Origin of the sequence: Paraburkholderia megapolitana (assembly GCF_007556815.1) — a bacterium.
Lineage (GTDB): Bacteria > Pseudomonadota > Gammaproteobacteria > Burkholderiales > Burkholderiaceae > Paraburkholderia > Paraburkholderia megapolitana.
Map to the genome: position 1 here is coordinate 2331114 of NZ_CP041743.1, position 20107 is coordinate 2351220.

20 protein-coding genes are annotated in these 20107 nt (G+C 63.6%); 10 read left to right on the forward strand and 10 right to left on the reverse strand.

What is annotated here, in order from left to right; translation table 11 throughout:
* Positions 1–25: 25 nt before the first annotated feature.
* Positions 26–1336 carry an aspartate aminotransferase family protein gene (locus FNZ07_RS09915; RefSeq protein ID WP_091017866.1) on the reverse strand — a complete coding sequence of 437 codons (1311 nt, stop codon included), beginning with the start codon at positions 1334–1336 and terminating at the stop codon, positions 26–28.
* A gap of 175 nt (positions 1337–1511) precedes the next feature.
* Between FNZ07_RS09915 and FNZ07_RS09920 the strand changes: the two genes are divergently transcribed.
* Positions 1512–2372 carry a LysR family transcriptional regulator gene (locus FNZ07_RS09920; RefSeq protein WP_091017868.1) on the forward strand — a complete coding sequence of 287 codons (861 nt, stop codon included), beginning with the start codon at positions 1512–1514 and terminating at the stop codon, positions 2370–2372.
* Positions 2373–2375: 3 nt separating this feature from the next.
* Here FNZ07_RS09920 and FNZ07_RS09925 read toward each other — a convergent pair whose 3' ends face one another.
* The 3 genes from FNZ07_RS09925 to kdgT all read right to left on the reverse strand — a co-directional run bounded on the left by FNZ07_RS09925 (position 2376) and on the right by kdgT (position 5165).
* Complete coding sequence (locus FNZ07_RS09925) at positions 2376–2885, reverse strand: DUF1697 domain-containing protein (RefSeq protein WP_091017870.1); 510 nt, start codon at positions 2883–2885, stop codon at positions 2376–2378.
* Positions 2886–3211: 326 nt separating this feature from the next.
* A complete protein-coding gene (locus FNZ07_RS09930; protein WP_091017872.1) occupies positions 3212–3931 on the reverse strand; it encodes a ribonuclease activity regulator RraA in 720 nt (239 codons plus the stop codon).
* 187 nt (positions 3932–4118) lie between these two features.
* Positions 4119–5165, reverse strand: a complete 1047-nt coding sequence (gene kdgT / locus FNZ07_RS09935) for a 2-keto-3-deoxygluconate transporter (protein ID WP_091017874.1) — start codon at positions 5163–5165, stop codon at positions 4119–4121.
* Between the two features lie 327 nt (positions 5166–5492).
* On the opposite strand from kdgT, the gene kduI reads away from it, so the two are divergent.
* The 4 genes from kduI to FNZ07_RS09955 all read left to right on the forward strand — a co-directional run bounded on the left by kduI (position 5493) and on the right by FNZ07_RS09955 (position 8723).
* Positions 5493–6329 carry a 5-dehydro-4-deoxy-D-glucuronate isomerase gene (gene kduI, locus FNZ07_RS09940; RefSeq protein WP_091017877.1) on the forward strand — a complete coding sequence of 279 codons (837 nt, stop codon included), beginning with the start codon at positions 5493–5495 and terminating at the stop codon, positions 6327–6329.
* Positions 6304–7116 (forward strand): 2-dehydro-3-deoxy-D-gluconate 5-dehydrogenase KduD, encoded by an 813-nt coding sequence (kduD, locus tag FNZ07_RS09945; RefSeq protein WP_091017878.1) that lies wholly within the window; start codon positions 6304–6306, stop codon positions 7114–7116. Before kduI ends, kduD begins: the two co-directional genes overlap by 26 nt.
* An 80-nt stretch (positions 7117–7196) precedes the next feature.
* Positions 7197–8072, forward strand: coding sequence for a DNA-binding transcriptional regulator KdgR (gene kdgR, locus FNZ07_RS09950; protein ID WP_091017880.1), 876 nt, complete (start codon positions 7197–7199; stop codon positions 8070–8072).
* Between the two features lie 234 nt (positions 8073–8306).
* Positions 8307–8723: a response regulator gene (locus tag FNZ07_RS09955; protein ID WP_091017882.1), complete on the forward strand. Its 417-nt coding sequence runs from the start codon at positions 8307–8309 to the stop codon at positions 8721–8723.
* A gap of 30 nt (positions 8724–8753) precedes the next feature.
* Here the strand turns inward: FNZ07_RS09955 and FNZ07_RS09960 are convergent, their stop codons facing one another.
* From FNZ07_RS09960 to FNZ07_RS09970, 3 genes are read right to left on the reverse strand one after another with little or no spacing between them, the layout of a single operon-like run.
* The gene (locus FNZ07_RS09960; RefSeq protein ID WP_091017884.1) at positions 8754–9314 is read right to left on the reverse strand and encodes a Fur family transcriptional regulator; all 561 of its coding nucleotides are present in this window, start codon (positions 9312–9314) and stop codon (positions 8754–8756) included.
* 35 nt (positions 9315–9349) lie between these two features.
* Entirely contained in the window at positions 9350–9976 is a 627-nt protein-coding gene (locus FNZ07_RS09965) for a glutathione S-transferase N-terminal domain-containing protein (protein WP_091017886.1), read from the reverse strand.
* A gap of 19 nt (positions 9977–9995) precedes the next feature.
* On the reverse strand, positions 9996–10622 hold the full coding sequence (locus FNZ07_RS09970) for a glutathione S-transferase family protein (RefSeq protein WP_091017888.1): 627 nt from the start codon (positions 10620–10622) through the stop codon (positions 9996–9998).
* A 234-nt stretch (positions 10623–10856) separates the two neighbouring features.
* On the opposite strand from FNZ07_RS09970, the gene FNZ07_RS09975 reads away from it, so the two are divergent.
* Positions 10857–12512 (forward strand): ATP-binding domain-containing protein, encoded by a 1656-nt coding sequence (locus tag FNZ07_RS09975; protein WP_091017889.1) that lies wholly within the window; start codon positions 10857–10859, stop codon positions 12510–12512.
* A gap of 56 nt (positions 12513–12568) precedes the next feature.
* Here the strand turns inward: FNZ07_RS09975 and FNZ07_RS09980 are convergent, their stop codons facing one another.
* On the reverse strand, positions 12569–13528 hold the full coding sequence (locus FNZ07_RS09980) for a phosphoribosyltransferase (RefSeq protein ID WP_091017891.1): 960 nt from the start codon (positions 13526–13528) through the stop codon (positions 12569–12571).
* 238 nt (positions 13529–13766) lie between these two features.
* Between FNZ07_RS09980 and FNZ07_RS09985 the strand changes: the two genes are divergently transcribed.
* Complete coding sequence (locus FNZ07_RS09985; RefSeq protein ID WP_091017895.1) at positions 13767–14267, forward strand: putative pterin-binding protein; 501 nt, start codon at positions 13767–13769, stop codon at positions 14265–14267.
* Positions 14237–16093 (forward strand): ATP-binding response regulator, encoded by a 1857-nt coding sequence (locus tag FNZ07_RS09990; protein ID WP_091017898.1) that lies wholly within the window; start codon positions 14237–14239, stop codon positions 16091–16093. Before FNZ07_RS09985 ends, FNZ07_RS09990 begins: the two co-directional genes overlap by 31 nt.
* On the opposite strand, the gene FNZ07_RS09995 is transcribed toward FNZ07_RS09990, so the two are convergent.
* Positions 16080–16934 (reverse strand): helix-turn-helix domain-containing protein, encoded by an 855-nt coding sequence (locus FNZ07_RS09995; protein ID WP_091018211.1) that lies wholly within the window; start codon positions 16932–16934, stop codon positions 16080–16082. The genes FNZ07_RS09990 and FNZ07_RS09995 overlap by 14 nt on opposite strands.
* A gap of 331 nt (positions 16935–17265) precedes the next feature.
* Here FNZ07_RS09995 and FNZ07_RS10000 point away from each other — a divergent pair, with 331 nt between their 5' ends.
* Complete coding sequence (locus tag FNZ07_RS10000; protein WP_091017901.1) at positions 17266–18606, forward strand: NAD(P)/FAD-dependent oxidoreductase; 1341 nt, start codon at positions 17266–17268, stop codon at positions 18604–18606.
* On the forward strand, positions 18606–19235 hold the full coding sequence (locus FNZ07_RS10005; protein WP_091017904.1) for a C39 family peptidase: 630 nt from the start codon (positions 18606–18608) through the stop codon (positions 19233–19235). The genes FNZ07_RS10000 and FNZ07_RS10005 overlap by 1 nt, the downstream gene beginning before the upstream one ends.
* A 13-nt stretch (positions 19236–19248) precedes the next feature.
* Here the strand turns inward: FNZ07_RS10005 and FNZ07_RS10010 are convergent, their stop codons facing one another.
* Complete coding sequence (locus FNZ07_RS10010) at positions 19249–19989, reverse strand: FadR/GntR family transcriptional regulator (RefSeq protein WP_091017906.1); 741 nt, start codon at positions 19987–19989, stop codon at positions 19249–19251.
* Positions 19990–20107: the final 118 nt, after the last annotated feature.

The window sequence follows — 20107 nt, forward strand, 5'->3', positions numbered from 1 at the left end:
AGCGCGGCAGGCTCCGCTTCCGCGCCTAGTGCCGGTTCAGACAGTACGTCATGCTGTCATCGAGTATCCCCAGCGCCTGATCGATTTCGCTGTCGCTGATCGTCAGCGGCGGCGCAAGCCGGAACACATCGCTCATCCCCTTCAACTGCACGATGTTCATGTGCAGCCCCAGTTGCAGGCAGCGTTCGGTGATCGCTGCAGATAACTCCGGCGCCGGTGCCTTGCTGTCCCGATCGGCAACGATCTCGATGCCAAGCAGCAACCCTTCGCCGCGCACGTCGCCGATGCAGCGATGGCGCTGCTGCATCTCGAGCAACCCTGCACGCAGTCGTTCACCTGCCTGCGCTGCACGTTGAGCGAGTCGATCGCGCAGCACGATCTCGATCACTTTCACACCGACCGCCGCAGGCAGCGGGTCCGACACGTGGGTCGTGTAGAACAGATAGCCCTTCTCGAAGGCGCGTTCCTCGATCGCCGATGTGGTCAAGACCGCCGACAGCGGAATTCCTGCACCCAATGTCTTCGACAGTGTGAGGATGTCGGGCACGACACCGTCGCGCTCGCATTCGAACATCAGCCCAGTACGGCCGATCCCGGTTTGCGCCTCGTCGACGATCAACAGCATGCCGCGTTCCACACATTTGCGTTGCAGCGCGCGCAGATAACCCGACGGTAGCGGAATCAATCCACCCGAGCTGATAATCGGCTCGGCGATAAACGCAGCGAGGCTGCCCGCCGACTGGCGATCCAGCAGATCGAATGCGTAGTCGAGTTCGGCGTTCCAGTCGTAGCGCCCGTTGCGCTCGAACGCGGGACGATAGGGATACGGCGTAGGGATCGCGAACGAGCCGACGGCCGCTGGGCCGTAACCGCTGCGACCTGCGCTGTAGGTCGACGATGCGGCCGCGCCGGTCATGCCGTGCCACGAGCGCGCGAAGCTGACCACTTCGTATTTGCCGGTGACGAGCTTCGCCATCCGGATGGCCGCTTCGTTGGCTTCCGCACCGGTGCTCAGCAGCAGCGAGCGTTCGAGACCGCGCGGTGCGATCTCCGCAAGACGTGTCGCGAGTTCGACCACCGGCCGCGACAGCATGCCGCTAAACAGATGCGTGAGTTCACGCGCGCTGTGTGCGATTACGTCGGCCACTTCGGGATGTGCGTGACCGAGTACGGCGCTCATCTGTCCGGACGTGAAGTCGAGAATCGCGCGGCCGGTCGAATCGAATACGTACGAACCGCTGGCGCGTTCGATGATGACCGGCGAGAATGAACCACCGTAGCGGATCAGATGGCGCTGCGCGGCCGACCAGAATGCCGTTTCGGAGAGTGGCGTCATGAGGTTCGTTTCCTGTACGAAGATGCCGGCGCGAAGGGTACAAAACAAATGACGCCGGCTTGACCCGATGCTACGACCGAACGCCGTCACACAGGAAACGAATACCGTTGATGGATGCCATTCGCTAGCTTGATACCTGAGTTGATACCCGCGTTGTTATCCGCCTCGATAAATCATGACCAACCTCGACATCGACCTGCTCAGAACCTTCGTCACGATCGCCGACACGCGTTCGTTGACGCGTACCGCGACCGAAGTCGGTCGTACGCAGTCTGCGATCAGCATGCAGGTGCGGCGCATCGAGGAGGTCGCCGGCGGCGCGGTGTTGCTGCGCACGGTGCGCGGCGTCGAGCTGACTGCACGCGGCGAAACGCTGCTGCATCACGCACGCGAACTGCTGCGCATTCACGACGAGGCGCTCGCCGAACTGACCGGACGCAGTCTGAGCGGCGCGATCCGCTTCGGCTGTCCCGACGACTACTGCATTACGTTTCTGCCGGCGCTGCTGCGCGAGATCGCGGGCCGCCATCCTCGCGTTGCTGTGCATCTGGTGTGCGCATCGACGACGCATCTGCGGCGCATGCTGCGCGACAAGCGGATCGACCTCGCGCTGATCTCACTGGCGCCAGGCGACGACGGCGAGGCGGCCGTGCGCTACGAAAAGCTCGTGTGGGTAGGCGCGCATGCACGGGCTGCGGAACACGGCGATGCGTCGCTGGCACTCGCGCTTTCCGAACCCGATACGCTCGATCACCAGGCGGCGCGGCGCGCGTTAGACGGCGCAGGTATCGCGTACCACGTCGCGTGTGAGAGCGCGAGCAAGGATGGGTTGCTCGCGATGGTCCGCGCCGGCATAGCGATCACGGTCCTCACCGAAGGCGCGGTACCCGCCGATCTGACGGTGCTCGATACGCAGACAGGGCTGCCGGCATTGCCGTCGTTCGGCATGGCGATCGCATCGGCGCACGGCAACGGCGATTCATTGCTGGTGGGAAGCCTGAAGGTGCTGCTGGTGGATGCGCTGAGCGCAGCCTAGGCTTCAAGTTGCAGCCCATTCACTGAGCGTAGCGACGGTGTTCATGTTGCGGGCGGTGCCGGTTTTCGCAGCGGGAATTTTCAGCTTCGTGTGCGCCATGCCGTCCCCATAGTGCACGTAGATCTCCTGCTTGCCGAGCGCAACCTCTTCGGCTTGCTGGCCGCTTATCTGCGCAAGCGTATCGGCGGGTGGCGGAGCGTCCAGAAAGATCGCGACCGTGCGGTTCGGCGGCGTTGATTTGAACGGATTCGCAGCGAGGACTGCCGCCATTTCCGGACCGGTGCGGATCGCCACGCCGACCGGCTTGCCCGCATAACCCGCGAGGCAAGCTTCCAGTTTCGTCTTGACCGACGCTTTCGACAGCGTGCTGGCAAAAACAACGTTACCGCTCGCAATGTAGGTGCGCACATTCGTGCAACCGATGGATTCGCACATTGCTCGCAGTTCGGACATCGGCAGCTTGCCGGTGCCGCCGACATTGACGGCGCGCAACAGGGCGATATAGGTAGTCATGCGCGAATTCTAGCGCTGCATCGTGCGGTGGGGCGGCGATGCTGACCAGTTGCACACGCGGTATTGATCATACGATTCACTCGCAGGAGACGTGAGTAGACAGGTCTGTACCGGTGGAATGAAAAGAAAGATGTTGGGCTTAACTAAACAATGATGCACGGCTATACTTTCCCGCCATGTGCGAACCGTTGTACGGGTATCGAACGTGCGTCGCAGCGTGCGGCAGCGAGCATGAACACGGAGCACAACGCAGTACCGTCTCTCAGGTTCTGGTACGCCCTCGGAATAGCCAGAACCCTTACGCCGGCCTTGGCCGGCGTTTTTTTTTAGCGCTTGCGCGCCTGCCGCCACGCGTCGTACGCGGCGCGGGTCGCTTCGTTTGGCGGATAGGTGCCGGGCAATGCCGCGCCGTCGCGAATGCGCTCAGTCAGAAATTCTTCGAGATGTTCCTGCTCGACGGCGGCCTGGGCGACATCGGCGGCCATTTCGTGCGGAATCACGACCACACCGTCCGTGTCGCCGACAATCACATCGCCCGGAAAAACCGCGACGCCGCCGCAGCCGATCGGCACGTCGATGTCGATCGCGTGATGGCGCAGCAGGTTCGGCGGCGCGCTGGCGCCCGCGCAGAACACTGGCAGGCCGAGCGCGGCGATCGTTACGCTGTCGCGCACCGGACCGTCCGACACCATGCCCGCCACACCACGCACCTGTAGCCGTTGCGTGAGAATCGAGCCGAACGACGCACTGCCGCGCTCGCCGCGGCAATCCTGCACCAGCACGTAACCGGCGGGAATCGTCTCGACGCATTTGCGCTGCGCGTATTCGGGGTTCGCGAACAGTTCGAGCACATCGATATCTTCACGCGACGGGATGTTACGCAACGTGAACGCGGGACCGACGAGGTTCGGTCCGCTGTGCGCAGCGAGCGGTGCGACGCCTTGCATGAAGGTATTGCGCAGGCCGCGTTTGAACAGTTGCGTGGTGAGCGTCGCGGTGCTGACGTGACGCAGGGCTTCGAGCGTGACGGAATCGGGGGCGGGCATCGTCGTATGGGAGCAGGAGGGTGGGCGCGTGTTACGTGCTCGCGTCCGGCGGGCGGGAGAGCTTGGCCCGCCGTCGCGGAACCCGCCCGCGTCAGCGGGCAGGGCGAGCGCTCATGATAGCGCTGCAATATGGCGCCGGTATGGGGGCCGGCCTAAGTTGCCGACATGAGTTGCCGGCAAAGCAGGATCAGTGCGCGTTCGAACGCGCTTCGAGCGGACCATCCAGTCCTGTATCGAGCGCAGCGCCGCCGCCGGACAATGCCGCTGCCGCGCGATGCTTCGGCGACAGCGTGCCCCAGCGGCGCGACCACAGCGAGGTGAGGATCGGCGTGAGCAGCGCGGTGATGACCACCGAGGTCGCCACGAGCGCCGTCGCGGCAGGCGCCACCGCGGCATAGCGCGGCTCGATCCCCGCGATGATCTGCGGCACCGCTACGGCCGCGCCGGCCGTCGACGACGCGCCAATCCCGGCGGTCCCGTTACCTTTCGCGAGAAAGATGTCGGCGAGCACGAGCGTGGTCCCGGTGACAAGAATCACGCAGACGCCGATCAGCACGCCCAGCAGACCGGTGTTCAGGATCACAGCGAAGTCGAGATTATTGCCGAGCGCGAACGCAAAGAACGGCACCATCACCGGCACGGCCTGGCTGAAGAACTGCCGCAGTTCTCGATCGAGATTGCCGAGCGCGAAGCCGATCAAAAACGGCAGCAACGCACCGAACAGCGTCGCATACGGAAAGCTCGCGAGCCCCGCAATGCCGAGCGTGACCATCGTCATGAACGGCCCCGATTCGAGCGACATCAGACAGAACGCGCCGGCTTCTTCTTTCGTACCGTACTGCTGCATCAGCGCCATGTAGAGACCGCCGTTGGTCTCGTTCATCACGCAGATCACGGTGAGCGCCGACAGCCCCGTGAGAAAACCCGACGTGATGCCGCCGGGCGGCAGGAAGTGCGAGGCAATCACACCGCCGAGTGCGGCCGTCGCGACCTTCGTCAACACCAGCACGCCGCTCTTGCGCAGCACGACCGGCGTCGCCTTCAGGCTGATGCTGGCGCCCATGCAGAAGAACCAGACCGCGAGGATGGGCAGCGTGCCGGTGATCAGCGCGTTGGTGAACGAGCCGAGCGTTTTGCCGGCATGCGGCGCGAACGTGTGCACGCATGCGCCGAGCAGCAACGGAACCAGCATCAGGCCGCCCGGTATGCGGTCGATGGACCTCTTGATGTTCATGCGGATTGCTCCTCCACGAGCCTGCGCCCGATCGGTTTATGTCTTGATGGTGTGGTTGTGCGGCGCTGGGCACGCGCTTCTGCGAGCGCGCGGCGGTCAGCGCCTGGATCGCAATTTAGCATTGACGTGGAACGGCGTTTCGGATTTTGTGGCTATCGTTTACACCTACGTAAACCGGGCGAAGTCGATGCGTAATGAAATATGAAGCGGCCACCATTACAAAATCCGGACCGTCGTTCCGAAATTAAACAATCTATGTTTTAATGCGCCGCATGGACGGTCGCACGCCTCCCACGGCGGCCTCGAACCTTCATCACGGAGACAACCATGGACGTCCGGCAAAGCATCCACAGCGAGCACGCCCGTACGCTCGATACCGCGGGATTGCGCAAGCAGTTCCTCGTCGAAAGCGTATTCGAAGAGAACGCGCTGAAACTGACCTACAGCCATATCGACCGGATCATCGTCGGCGGTGCGCTGCCGGTCACGCGGCCCGTCGAGATATCGGCGTCGCTCGGCAAGGCGATCGGCGTGAACTATCTGCTCGAGCGGCGCGAACTGGGTGCGATCAATATCGGCGGCGCGGGCTGGATCGAAGTGGACGGCAAGCGCCACGACGTCGGCAACGAAGAGGCGCTGTATATCGGCCAGGGCACGCAGTCGGTGACGTTCGGCAGCGTCGATGTCGTGCGGCCTGCACGGTTCTACCTGAACTGCGCGCCGGCGCACACCGCTTATCCGACGCGCCGCATCACGCTGGCCGAAGCGTCGCCGGAAACGCTCGGCGATCCGAAGACAAGCAACCGCCGCACCATCTACAAGTTCATCGTGCCGGAGGTGCTGCAGACCTGTCAGCTCTCGATGGGCATGACGAAGCTCGAAGAAGGCAACCTGTGGAACACGATGCCGTGCCACACGCATGAGCGCCGCATGGAGGTCTACTTTTACTTCAACCTCGCCGACGACGCGGCGGTCTTCCACATGATGGGCGAGCCGCACGAAACGCGGCACATCCTCGTGCATAACGAGCAGGCGGTGATTTCGCCGAGCTGGTCGATCCATTCGGGTGTCGGTACGCGGGCCTATACGTTCATCTGGGGCATGGTCGGCGAAAACCTCGTGTTCAAGGACATGGATCATGTCGCCGTCGCCGATCTGCGCTGAGCGCCCGGACGTGGGCGTAAATCCGCTGGCCGCGCGGCTGTTCGATCTGACCGGCAAGGTGGCGCTCGTCACGGGCAGCAATACCGGGCTCGGTGCGGGCATGGCACAGGCGCTCGCGGCGGCCGGCTGCGATATCGTCGGTGTGCATCACAGCGGGCCGGGCGACACACCAGGCATCGTGCGCGATCTCGGTCGCCGCTGTATCGACGTACAGGCGAACCTCGCGACACTGGAACCGGTCGAGCGCATCGTGCAGGAAGCCGTCGCTGCGTTCGGCAAGATCGACATACTCGTGAACAACGCCGGGACGATCCGCCGCAACGATGCGCTCGATTTCACCGAAGCGGACTGGGACGCGGTAATCGACGTGAATCTGAAAACGGTGTTCTTTCTTTCGCAGGCGGTCGCGCGTCAGTTCGTCGCGCAACAAAGCGGCGGCAAGATCATCAACATCGCGTCGATGCTGTCGTTTCAAGGCGGTATTCGCGTGCCTTCGTACACGGCTGCGAAAAGCGGCGTACTCGGCCTCACGCGGCTGCTCGCCAACGAGTGGGCCGCGCGCGGCATCAACGTCAACGCGATCGCGCCAGGCTACATGGCGACGCGCAACACCGAACCGTTGCGCGACGACGCGCAGCGTAACGACGAGATCGTGTCGCGTATTCCGGCAGGGCGTTGGGGCACGCCGGACGACCTCGCAGGACCGATTGTGTTTCTCGCTTCCGCGGCGTCGGACTATATGCATGGGCACACGCTAGCGGTAGACGGCGGATGGCTCGCGCGCTAAACGGCGCCCGGCGTTATGCCGGCCAGAAATTAATCGCGTTATGCTGACGGCCTGAAGTCGGGCAAGAACGGATAGTGACTATGCGAGATGCAGCAAGAGCGGCGGCAAGAAAAACGAAAGCGGACGACATCGCGCTCGCCGATTCCGCCGATCTGATCGCGGACGGCGGCGGGGCGGAGCGCGTCGAATCGGTGGCGGCGGTCAACAAGGTGTTTGCGATCCTGCAGGCGCTTGGCGAAAACAACCAGATCGGCATCAGCGAGCTGTCGCAGCGGCTCGTGATGTCGAAGAGCACCGTGCACCGTTTCCTGCAGACGCTAAAAGCACTCGGCTATGTCGCCCAGGAAGAAGATACCGACCGCTATCGTCTAACGATCAAATTGTTTGAACTCGGCGCGAAGTCATTACAAAGCGTCGATCTCGTGCGCGAAGCCGATGTGCAGATGCGGCATATTTCGCGGCTCACGCGTGAAGCCGTGCATCTCGGTGCTTTCGACGAGAACAGCATCGTCTACATCCACAAGATCGATGCCGATTACGACCTGCGCATGCAATCGCGCATCGGCCGGCGCAATCCGCTCTACAGCACCGCGATCGGCAAGGTGCTGCTGGCATGGATGGAGCCGGATGAGGCACGCCACGTGCTATCTACCATCGAGTTCCGCAAATCGACGCAGAAAACGCTCGGTTCCGCGGATGCCGTGCTGAGCATCCTGCCGCGCGTACGCGAGCAGGGCTACGGCGAGGACAACGAAGAGCAGGAAGACGGCCTGCAATGCATTGCCGTACCGGTGTTCGACCGTTTCGGCCATGTGATTGCAGGTTTGTCGGTATCGTTTCCGAGCATGCGCTGTGGCGCCGATACGAAGGCGCATTACGTCGCGTTACTGAAAGAGGCCGGTCGTGCGATTTCCGTGCAACTCGGCTATGCGGAAGCGGTGGCGGGCAACGGATAGGCTTCATGGGCGCTGGCTGCGAGAGAGACGGCGCCGGCGGCGCCGTTTTTCATTTCGGTGCCTTGCTGGCCGTCTAGTCTGCGAGGCGTGCCACAATTGCAACTTGGCGCGCGTCAGCGGGTCCGATTGTCAGATGCGACAGACGCGTCGCGAGCAGGCGAGCAGTAGCGATGCGATGCGCATGCCTTACCGGTTCTTAACGGCTTTACAGCAACAACGCAATAAATACGCAAAATGAACGCAGTCTTGAGACTCGATCAGGCAACCATCGTCCTGGTAGAAGACGACCCGCATAGCCGGGCGTCGTTGACCATGTTGCTCGAATCGGAAGGTGCACGCGTCGTGGCGGTAGCGGACGCGGAAGAGGGTGTCGAAGCGGCTGTACGCGAATTGCCCGATGCGGTGATCTGCGACCTCGACCTGCCCACCATGGACGGCTTCTATCTGATCCAGCGGCTACGCGATCACGAGATTCGCGGCGATCATGCGCCGTCGGTTGCCGTGGCGCTGACTGGCCACACCGACGACAGCTACCGGTTGCGCAGCATCGGCGAAGGCTTCCAGCATTTCATGATGAAGCCGGCACAGCCAGACGAACTCGTCACGCTGCTGCACGATGCGATCGATGCGCGTGCGGCGGGCATGCACTGAGCCGGGCACAATCGGCGCTTATCTGCTCGCTTACCTGCCGGTAGCGCTCGCAACCTTCTCGGAATGCTGTGCTGCTTCGCACGCGGCGCACAGGCCCTTCAATTCGATTTCATCGCCAGCGAGCCGGTAACCGGCGTCTTCGATCTGCGCGACGAGTGCCTGACGCAGCTTCGGTTGATGCAGCTCGGTGACGTCGCCGCATTGCTGGCACACGACGAGGATGCCGTGCTGACATTGCGTCAGATCGTGGCAGACAGTGAATGCGTTGATCGATTCGATCCGGTGGACGAGCCCCGCGGAAAGCAGGAAATCGAGCGCCCGATATACCGTAGGCGGCGCCGAGCCCGGATGGATCTGGCGCATGTCGTCGAGTAACGAATACGCCTTGGTCGCGCGGCCCGATTCCAGCAACAACTCCAGTACCTTGCGACGAATCGGCGTCAGTTTTTCACCGCGTTCGCGGCAATATTCGTCCGCGAGCGCGAGCGCGCTTTCCTGCGAACCGGCATGCGTGTGGGCGCTATCGTCGTGATGGTCGTGCGGTGCGGCAGCCGGTTTTCTGGCTGCCGGAGCGGGCTTGGCGTTCTTCATCGCGTGATTATAAGCGGCATCGCGAGCGGCTGCCGTCACTCGAACTGAACCGCAAAGCCGCGCTGTACGCCCGGCCGCGCAAACAGCGTCTCGTACCAGCGCTGCACGTGCGGATAATCGGCGAGATCGACCAGGTGGCGTTCGTGGCGCCACGCCCAGCCGAGAATCGCGAAGTCCGCCACCGACAAATCCCCCGCAACGAATTCCACCTGTGCGAGACGCCGGTCGAGCACGCCATAGAGCCGTCGCGTTTCTTCCGAATAACGCTGCAAGCCATAGCGCCGGTCGGTTTCCGATTCGAGCGCGGCGAAATGATGAACCTGTCCCGGGATCGGACCGAAGCCGCCCATCTGCCACATCAGCCATTCGAGCACCGGCACGCGTTCGCGCAGCGGTTTCGGCAGGAACTGGCCGGTTTTTTCGCCAAGATAGAGCAGCACCGCACCCGATTCGAACACGCTGATCGGTTGTCCGTCGGGACCGTCCGTATCGACGATTGCGGGGATCTTGTTGTTCGGGCTGATGCGCAGGAACTCCGGCTCGAACTGGTCGCCGCGGCCGATGTTCACCGACTTGATCGTGTAAGGCAGCCCCATTTCTTCGAGCGCAACCGTGACCTTGCGGCCATTCGGCGTGCCCCATGCATGTAGCGTGATTGTCATATGGTTGCGCCGGCGTGGGTCAGGTCAAGGGAAGGTCGACGTACTTCTTGAAGCCGGTGCGCGTGCCGAGACGCGAGTACCAGCGCTCGAGATTCGGCAGCAGCGGGCGCTCGACACCGTCGAGTCCGAACCAGCGCTTCGCATACGAGCCCAGCACGATGTCCGCGAGCGTGCAGTGCTCGCCTTCGATAAAGAAGCGCCCTTGCAGATGCGTATCGAGCAGCTTCCACAGCGCGCCGACGCTCAGCAGATCGGCGGCGAGCTTTGTCGTGTCGCGCTCGGCAGCGGGTGTGCGCACGAGCGCCCAGAACACCGGGCGTTCAGCCGGTTGCAGTGTGGACAGCGACCAGTCGAGCCAGCGGTCGACGCTCGCGCGTGCCCGCGGTTCGACAGGGTACAGAAAGCTCGACGGCGCGTACTGCATGACCAGGTAACGCAGGATCGAGTTGGATTCCCACAGCACGAAGTCGCCGTCGACAAGCGTCGGCACGCGGCCTGTGGGATTCATCGAGAGGTAATCGGGTTCGTTGTTGCGGCCGTATTGCAGGCCGGCGTCGATGCGTTCGTACGGCAGTGCGAGTTCGTCGCAGCACCACAGAAGTTTCTGGACATTCACCGAGTTGGCGCGTCCCCAGAGTGTGATCATCCGGTCAATCTCCGTTTCAGTATTTGGCAAGCCGCGCACCTGGCGCGGCGTTCAGTCGCTAACGATACACGATGACGGCGCGTCGCATTGGGCGATGAAAAAACTGCCGCTGCGCGACGGGCTCACACGCACTGCAAGTGTGCCGTCGGCGCGGCCGCCCGCATAACCTGCGCGGTCGCGTCGCGTAGCACACGTTGCGTACAATGTGCGCACCCGAACGTGATGAGGCACAGCATGGCCCGTATTGTTCCCGACGACTGGATGCATCTCGCCGCCACCGGCGCCGCCGCACGCGAGCGCGAAACCCTCGCGTTGTTTGCGGATGCATTACCCGCCGATTACACCGTCTATCACGGCGTGCACTGGACTCGGCTCAACGAAGGCTTCTCGGTGTTCGGCGAAGCGGACTTCGTGATCGTGAGTCCGGCGGGGCGCACGATGATCGTCGAGCAGCGCACCGGCTTTCTGCGCGAAACGCCGAAGGGGCTCGTGAAGGTGCATCTGAAAACCGAGCGCAATGTCGCGATCGGACTGGCGCGGACGATCGAAGGGCTGCATCGACGTTTTACCGCGGCGTTCGGCGCGGGCACTTATTTCATCGAAGAGCTGCTGTATTGCCCCGATCATGTGGTCAAAGAGGCGGCGATCGCCGGTGTGAACCCGGCGCGCATCGTCGATGCGACACGCAAGGACCGGCTCGTGTCTGTCATTCTCGATGCGCTGCCCGCCGATGAACCGCGTTTGCCATGCGCCGCGAAACTCCATCATTTTCTCGCCGACGAACTCGCGTTGACCCCCGACGCAAGCGCACTGGTCGGCCAGGCCGGTACGCTCGTCACGCGCCTTGCCGGTGGGCTTGCCACGTGGGCGCGCCGCCTCGAATTCACGCCGTTCCGCTTGCGCGTGATCGGCACGGCCGGCTCGGGCAAGACACAGCTCGCGGTGCAGGTGATGAAGGATGCCGTCGCGCGCGGCCAGCGGCCGTTGTATGTGTGCTTCAACCGGCCGCTCGCCGATCACATCGCGCGGGTGGCTCCCGCGGAAGCAAAGGTCGCGAACTATCACCAGCTATGCGACTGGATCGCGCGCGACGCGGGCCGCACGCCCGATTTCCAGGCCGCGGACATCTTCCGGCAACTCGAAGCAACGTTCGTGCAGACACCGATCGATGCGCGCTGGCAATACGACGTGCTGATCGTCGACGAGGGTCAGGATTTCCAGCAACCGTGGGTGAGCGCGCTCGAACGGCTGCTCGCGTCGGGCGCCGCATGGTGGTGGCTCGAAGATCCGCTGCAGAATCTCTACATGCGACCGCCCGTCGAGCTGCCGGGCTGGACCGTACTGAAGGAGACGACGAACTACCGCAGCCCGCGCGACATCCTCGACTACGTGCGCGACATCGTCGGTGCGTCGGTGCCGTTCGCCGCGACACTGGCGTCGGGCAGTCCGTTCGACGGCTCGGACGTGTCGATATCGACCTACGACGACGCGAACGCTACCGAAGGCTGCTTCGAAGCGACCAAGCGCGCGATTACCCAGGCGCTGGCACTCGGGTTTCGTCGCCAGGACATCGCCGTGCTGTCGTTTCGCGGACGTGAAGGTTCGGTGTTGACGGAGCTCGACCAGCTTGGGCCGCACCGGCTGCGCAGCTTTACCGGCAAGTACGATCTGTTCGGCAGCCCGGAGTATCGCGAGGGCGAGGTGCTGCTCGAATCGATCTACCGCTTCAAGGGGCAGTCCGCGCCGTGCGTGATTCTCACCGAGGTCGACTTCGATGCGTTCGACGAGCGCATTGCGCGCAAGCTGTTTGTCGGGGCGACGCGCGCGACGATGAAGCTGATCGTGGTCGCATCGAAACGCGCTGCGGCGCATCTGCGCGCTGACGAATGACGCTGTGCGGTCGTACGGGTTCTAGCCGCTTTTAAATCCGCCTTTCAACTTGCCGGTCAGCCCCACGACGATGCACTGGCGAGCGTGCCGGTGCGCGTCGTCGCGTCCCACCAGACCACGCGCAACAGCGGCGCCTCGCGCGCGATCAGCAGCGCCTGCGCCGGATCGCTTTCGATGAAATGCGTCACCCCATGGCGCAGCGCCGCTGCGGCTTTGTGTGCGGCAGTGCCGGCCGGCGTTCCATCGTGCGCGTCGGGCGTTCGCATCACCAGTTCGAGATGACCGAAGCCGTGACGCTCGAGCCACGCAACCGTGCGCTCGCGATCGAAGAGCGGCCTTCCTGTTACGATCGCGCGGATCCGCGTCAGATCGATACCCGGCAGCGCCTCATAAGGCGACAGCGCGTCGCGTTCGTTCAGCGCGGCGGCGAGGTCGGCTTCGTAATGGGCGGGCGGTACGTCGGGCAGCAGGATGCCGTCCAGATCGATCGCGTAGGTCGCGTGCTGTTGATTGTCGCTTGCCGGATCGGCGGGATCGATGTCCGCCTGGTCGTCGGCGCCTGGCCAGTCGTCGCGATGACGTTCCGACGACACAAGGCGTTCCCACGGAAACAACGAGAAGTAACCGGTCGCGTCGAGCCCGTAATCGGGGCGGATGCGGCTCTCTTCATCGAACGTGCCGGTCAGCGTCTTCACCACGAGGCCGTGCTGTTCGAGAAACGCAATGCAGTCGATCAGCGTGAAGCCGCGCCCCGCGATGTCTTCGCATAGCAGCACCTTCGAGCCGTGCGGCGGTACCGGCAGCGTCGAGTCCCACGTTACGTGGCGCGAGCGCCGGTCACAGCGCAGAAACGCGACCGGGATTCCGCCGACATGCGACGCCATCAGGGCGAGCGGTGCGCCGCCACGCAGGATGCCGATGGCTGCCGTGAATTTTTCCGCTGCCAGTTCGGGCTGCAGCGATTCGATCCAGTGATCGAGCTGTTCGTACGTCAGAGGAAGGACGGGTCGGTTCATGAGTCACAGGGCGTGAGGCTGAAGCGCGCCGCCGACGGCGGGGCCGCGTTTTTGAGACGTATTCGGAATGACGATATTATGCATGCGGTTCGGCGGATCTGCGCCGGACCGACGGAATCGGGCCGCGAACGCACGCGCGGGGGCCGTATCAGGCCGGACGGCCGCTCGACCACGCTCGTGCGCAACGATGCGACGCCGGCGTATACAGCCATATCGATGTGACAAAGGGGTGGTTTTGATGCACAACAGGAAAGGCTGGTGGCAGGCACTCTGGATCGTCTTCGCGTTCGCAGCCTGGACGTCCGCGCAGGCTGCGCCGCTCTCGCTGGACGTGAGCGGCAAGATCCGCAACACCAACGACCCCACGCACAAGGTGTTCCATTTCACCGAAGCCGCGCTGCTGGCGTTGCCTGTGCATGCGATTTCGACCACCACCACGTGGACGCCGAAGTCGACCTTCACGGGCCCGCTGCTCAGCGACATCCTGAAGACTGTCGGCGCAACCGGGACCGAGATCGAGTTTCATTCGTACGATGACTATTCGTACACGATTCCGGTGTCCGACGCCGCGCACTACGGCGTGATCGTCGCGTATGCGATGAACGGTACGCGCCTGAAGGTCAGCGATTACGGCCCGCTGTTTCTGGTTTATCCGCGCGACGCGTTCCCCGGCGAACTGATGAACGTTTCCGCAGACTCGAAGTTCATATGGCAGATCAAGTCGTTCATCATCAAGTAATCCGGCGCCCGCTGCGACGTCCGCTCTACATCATCGTCTGGCTCGCGGCGCTTGCAGCGCCGATCGCGGCGGTCGGCTATCTGCTGTACGCGAACCTGCTCAACCCGCGTGTCACCCAGCAGCTCACCACCACCTACGACAGCTTCTACTGGGACGCGGCGCAGTTGCAGATCGCCTATGGGCGACTCGAGAACCAGTTGCTGCTCTACAAGGCGGGGGTCGACAGCGACTACTCGAAGATCCAGTTGCGTTTGCAGGTCGTGCAGTCGAAGGTCGGTGTGGTGACCGTCTCGACACGCATGCTGGGCAACCAGAAAGCGCTCGCACAGCGACAGCAGGGCGAACTCGACAGCCTCGATGCCGTGCTGAACTCCATCAGCCCCGATGTCGATGCACTACAGCATGATCCGGTTCGCGCGGCGCAGATCATCGCAGTGCTGCGCGCGCACTGGATGGAGGTAAACGACCTCGCGCTGAGCCGGCGCTTCGCCGACATCGCGGATCGAGAGGCGCTCAATCGCGACTTCATCGAGAAACGGCGCTTGCTGTTCGCGGCGGGCCTCGTGTTGATGTTGCTGTCGACGGCCTCGACAGCGCTGCTGGTGTTGAACGGCCGGCGGCGTACGAACCTGATCCGTCAGCAGCACGCGGCGCTCGAAGCCGAGCACCAGGCAAGTCGTGCGGCACGCGAAGCGAGTCTCGCGAAAGACACCTTCCTCGGCATGATCAGCCACGAACTGCGCACGCCGCTGCATGCGATCGTCTCGTCGGTGGAACTGCTCGGCTTTAACTTTCATTCGGATAGCGACAGCAAGATCATCCGGCGGCTCGAGACGGCGGCGCGCCATCTCGAAGCGCAGATGAAAGACCTGACCGATTACGCGCGACTCGGCGCCGGCAAGCTCGAATTGCGGCACGAACAGTTCGATCCGCGCGAACTGCTGGCGTCGATCATCGATGAACACCATGTGGCGGCGCTTGCCAGGCGACTGAAGCTCGACGGCGATGCACACGGCGTGGCTGCGCGCGTCGATTCGGATCCGCACCGCATCCGGCAGATCGTCAACAACCTCGTCACGAATGCGATCCGCTACACGGAGAAGGGCACGGTGAACGTGCGTTTCGCACTCGATGCGGCACACGTGCCCGCCGTACTGTCAATCGTGGTACGCGACACCGGTCCGGGTGTACCGCACGCGCAGATTCCGTTGATCTTCAAGGAGTTCACGCAGCTCGATTCATCGCGCTCGCGCCGCTTCGAAGGGGCGGGCATGGGGCTCGCGATCGTGCAGGGGCTGGTCGATCTGTTCGGCGGTCAGCTGGAGATCGAAAGCCGGCTTGGCGAAGGCACGACGTTCACGATTTCGATCCCGGTCGGGCTGGTGGAACTGGCCGCGCCGCCGCCGGCCGCAACACCCGCGCCGGACGACGGCGCACGACCGCGCGTGCTGATCGTCGACGACAACGAACTGGTGCGCGAGTCGCTGCGCGAAATGGTCGAACACATGGGCTGCGATGCGGCCGCACTGGGCGGTGCCGACGATGCGATCGGCTGGCTCGACACGCATCACTGCGACGTCGTGCTGCTCGATCTGCACATGCCGGGGCGCGACGGCTACGCGTTCATCGAAGAGTTCACCGCGCGCAGCGGACCGGCCGCGGGCGCGCCGGTGATCGTGGTCAGCGCTTATGCGCCCGAGCAACCGTCGGACGAAACCACTGCGTTTTTCGATTGCCTGGCGAAGCCGGTGCACTACGAAGTGTTGCGCGAAGCGGTACAGCGTGCGCTGACCACGCGCATGCGGCCCGACGTCATGCGCGGTTGAGCCGCTTCGACAGATCGGCGACCAGAATCGCCATGCGTGCGGGCTTCTCGTAGCACGCGACGTCGTAGGTGCGGATCACCGCGCTGATCTCCGATTCGCTTGCCTTGCCCGTGAGCAGTTCGCCGGTCAGCACGAGGATTGGCGCATCGGGGTTTTCGGAGGCGCGCACGGCGCGGATCGCGGCGGCGGAAGTCTGGCTGCCGAACAGCCAGTCGATCACGATGCCGTCGAACACCTGGGTCTGCAACGCTTCGGTAAACGCGGTGAGACCGTAGAGGGCGAGCGCGGCGAAACCACTACGTTCGAGATAATCGCGCAGGTTGTCGGCGGATGAGTGATCGTCGTCGACGACGGCGATCAGCGGCTTGTCGGTTTCCGCGCGGCGCGGATAGATCTCGATCTTGTGGACTTCGTAGGCGTTCTGATAGAGCGCGCCGTCGTGCCGGACCACGCGCCACTGGCCGAGCTTCGAATAGGCAACGAATTCTGGCCGGCTGCCCGGCTCAAGCGCCGCACCGACCCATGCGGTACACGACATGTCGATTGCGCCGACCGAGAACACCGCTTCTTGCGCGATGGCGCCGACCATGCCGGGGTCGAGCGATTGCGCGCCGAACAGTTGCGCGGCAGGCTCGCCGTACACTTCGGCCACTTTCTTGATCTGCGAGAGCGTCCACGGGCTGTTGCCGCGCAGTTTGCGGTGCCCCTGGGAGAAGCTCAGATCGAGAATCCGGCACAGCTCGGTAGTCTGCTGACGCTTACCGATGCCGTGCCGGCTCATCAGCTCGCGGACGCGTTCGGCGACCGCGAGGGAGTCGGGTGAAGTTGCTTCGTTGGCCATGCTGCGAAAAATGCCCGCCGATGTAAATTGGATAGCCGATGAGCCGTTCGAGACGGCGCGATGCAATACCTGGGACGCCTGTCGGACGTCCTGGGGACAGCAAATGTACCGCAAAAAAATGCCCCGTTGCTGCTTTTATGTGAAGCGCGGCGCCGCAAGCCGACCTCGGCCAGGCGTTGTGCACGGGCGTGCGGTCCGGCGCAGGCGGGTGCCGCGGGATTGCAGCCGGCGGACGAGCCTGCGAAGATGCTGCGGCACGGGCGCAGCGGGTGTTTCTACCGCGCTGCCCGGGTTTCGACTCAACGCGCATCTCGCCCACTACACCCATCCGATGACGACCACCTATCCGCTGCACGCCACACTAACACCCGCCGACGAACCGTTTCCCGACGCCGCGGACGTCGTGATCGCCGGGGCCGGCATCATGGGTTGCGCCGCCGCGTATTATCTCGCGCGGCGCGGCCTGAAGGCGGTTGTGCTCGACAAGTCGCGCATCGCCGGACAGCAGTCGACGCGTGCATGGGGCTTCGTGCGGCAGCAGGGTCGCGAAGCGGCCGAAGTGCCGCTGATGATGGCCAGCATCGGCATGTGGGCGCAGCTCGAAACGGAGCTGAACTTCGATCTCGAATGGCGTCAGGGCGGTTGCCTCTACGCCGCCACCGACGAAAGCGATTGGGCCTCGTTCCAGCAATGGATCGACGTTGCGCGTCAGTACGGGCTCGACACGCGCACGCTGGATCGCGCGCAGATCGATGCGCATGTGAGCGGCATGCAGGGTACGGCACTCGGCGCGCTCTACACGCCGAGCGACGGCCAGGCCGAGCCGCGGCGCGTGGCGCCGGCGTTCGCTGCCCGCGCGATTGAAGCGGGCGCGCGGTTTTTCGAAGGCTGCGGCGTGCTCGCTATCGAGCGTGCCGGTGGAGCGATTGCCGGCGTCGTCACCGAGCGCGGCACGATCCGCACACGCCACTTCGTCTGTGCGGCCGGCGCGAGTAGCTGGCAATTGCTCGCGACACTCGGCATTGCACTGCCGCAGCAAACGGTGCGCGGCACCTGCATGCGCACCAACGCGTTGCCGCCCGTCACAGCAACCGCGTTCTGGGGCGGCGGCGTCGGCATTCGCCAGCGGGCGAACGGCACGATCAATCTGGCCGACGAGATGCAGGTCGACGTCGATATGACGCTCGGCCATCTGCGTGCGCTCAGCTGGTTCCTGCCCGAACTGTGGACGCAGCGCGATTCATTTAGTTTTCATCTGAACGATGCGTTCCTGCGCGATCTGCGCGACCGCATACCTGGCGTCGTGCCTGCTCGCGAACGCGTGCTGCAACCGCGCGATCCGCAGCCGCAACCGAACCGCGCTCATGCTCCGCGTGCGCTGCACAAATTGCGCGCGCTGTTCCCTGCGTTGAAGGATGCGCAGGTGGTGGAAGCATGGGGTGGGTTGATCGATGTGCTGCCGGATGGGATTCCGGTGATCGATGCGCCGTCGCAGATAGACGGGTTGCTGGTGGCGACCGGTTTTTGCGGTCATGGTTTCGCGATGGGGCCGATTGTCGGGCGTTTGTTGGCCGAGTGGATCGATGACGGGCAGCCTTCGCTCGATCTTGCGGCGTTCCGGCTGCGGCGTTTTGCGGATGGTACGACGCAGCGTCCGCGGAGCATGCTGTGATGCACGACACCGAACTTCGCCATGCCGGCGTGCCGTATTACACGCAGTGGGGCAGTCCCGAATGGGTCCGTGCCATCGTCGAAGACGGCGCCGATCCTTGCGCCGATCCGGCGTGGATGCGCAGCGGTTTCGTCGATCCCGAGCGCTACCGGTTCTGGGCGAAACGTCTGTGCGGACTGACCTGTCTTGAATCGGCGCTGGACTTCTGGCGCATCGCGCATGCGCCGCGCGCGGCGCTGCTCGACGACGCGTTACGCCATGACGTTTACCGGATGCGTGACGACGGCGGTGTCGATGGATTGATCTATCGGCCGTTCGCGAACTGGGTAGCCGCTGATTTCGGTTTGCAGGCGGATGTGTTGACGGATATCGCGATCGAGGATATTGCCGCGCGGATCGATAGCGAGACGCTGGTCATCGTTTCGGTGAGCCCGGAGGTTCGTTATCCCGACCGAGAGAACAGCAGGCGCGGCGGTCATCTGATCCTGCTGCACGGGCGCGATCGTGACGGTGTGTGGTTTCATAATCCGTCGGGCGTTGCGCCGTATCAGCAGGATGCTTATCTGCCGTTTGATGTGATGGCGAGGTTTTATGCGAGTCGGGGGATTGTGTTGACTCGCGCTGAGTAAGCACAGCGCCGCGTTACTTCGGCGTTATATCCCGCCGTACCCGCATGATGTGCTGCTCGACATAAAACGCCGCCGCATCCCCATCCCCACCGACAATCGCCTCATAAATCAACCGATGCTCCGACACATAAAGCCGGATGCGCGCCGGGTCATCGATCCCATCGTCCTTGAGCCGCTTCCACAACGGCTGATCCATCGTCTTCGCGACTTCATCGGCAATCTTCACGAGTAACGCATCGCCGGTCATCACCGCAAGCTGGCGATGAAACAGCCGGTCGCTATCGTTCCACAGCGCCCGCTGCTCCGCATCCGTCACATCGACGATCGAATCCATCTGCGCGAGATAGTGCTCGGCGAGCGGATCGCGTCGCCCGTGCGCAGCGGCACGCCGGGCGATGGCCGGCTCGAGGATTAGCCGCACGTCGAGCGTCGAACTCGGGCTGAAGTCGGGGTCCGCCGCCGGCGCCATGTCATCAGGCGGTACGGCCGAAAGGCGTTGCAGCGCATCCGCGCAAACATAGGTACCGGAGTTGCGCCGCGTGAGCACGAGCCCTTCGTTCTGCAGCGCGCCGATCGCTTCGCGCACCGCCGGCCGGCCAACGCCGAACCGCGCGGCCAGTTCGCGCTCGGACGGCAGCCGCGTTTCCGGCGCGAACTGGCCGCCGCGGATGTCGGCGCGGATCCGCTCCGACACCTGTTCGTAGATCTGCTTCGGGCGAAACGCGCTCTCGGATGCGAAAGTTGTCGTGACCATATCGCCAGGATTCGAGGATTGCGGGGAAACAGCTCGACGCAGCTGATCTGCTTTCAAACCAGATCGCTGCGATTATTTTGAAACTGGTTGATGCGAAATCCAATGTGGTCTAGATTTT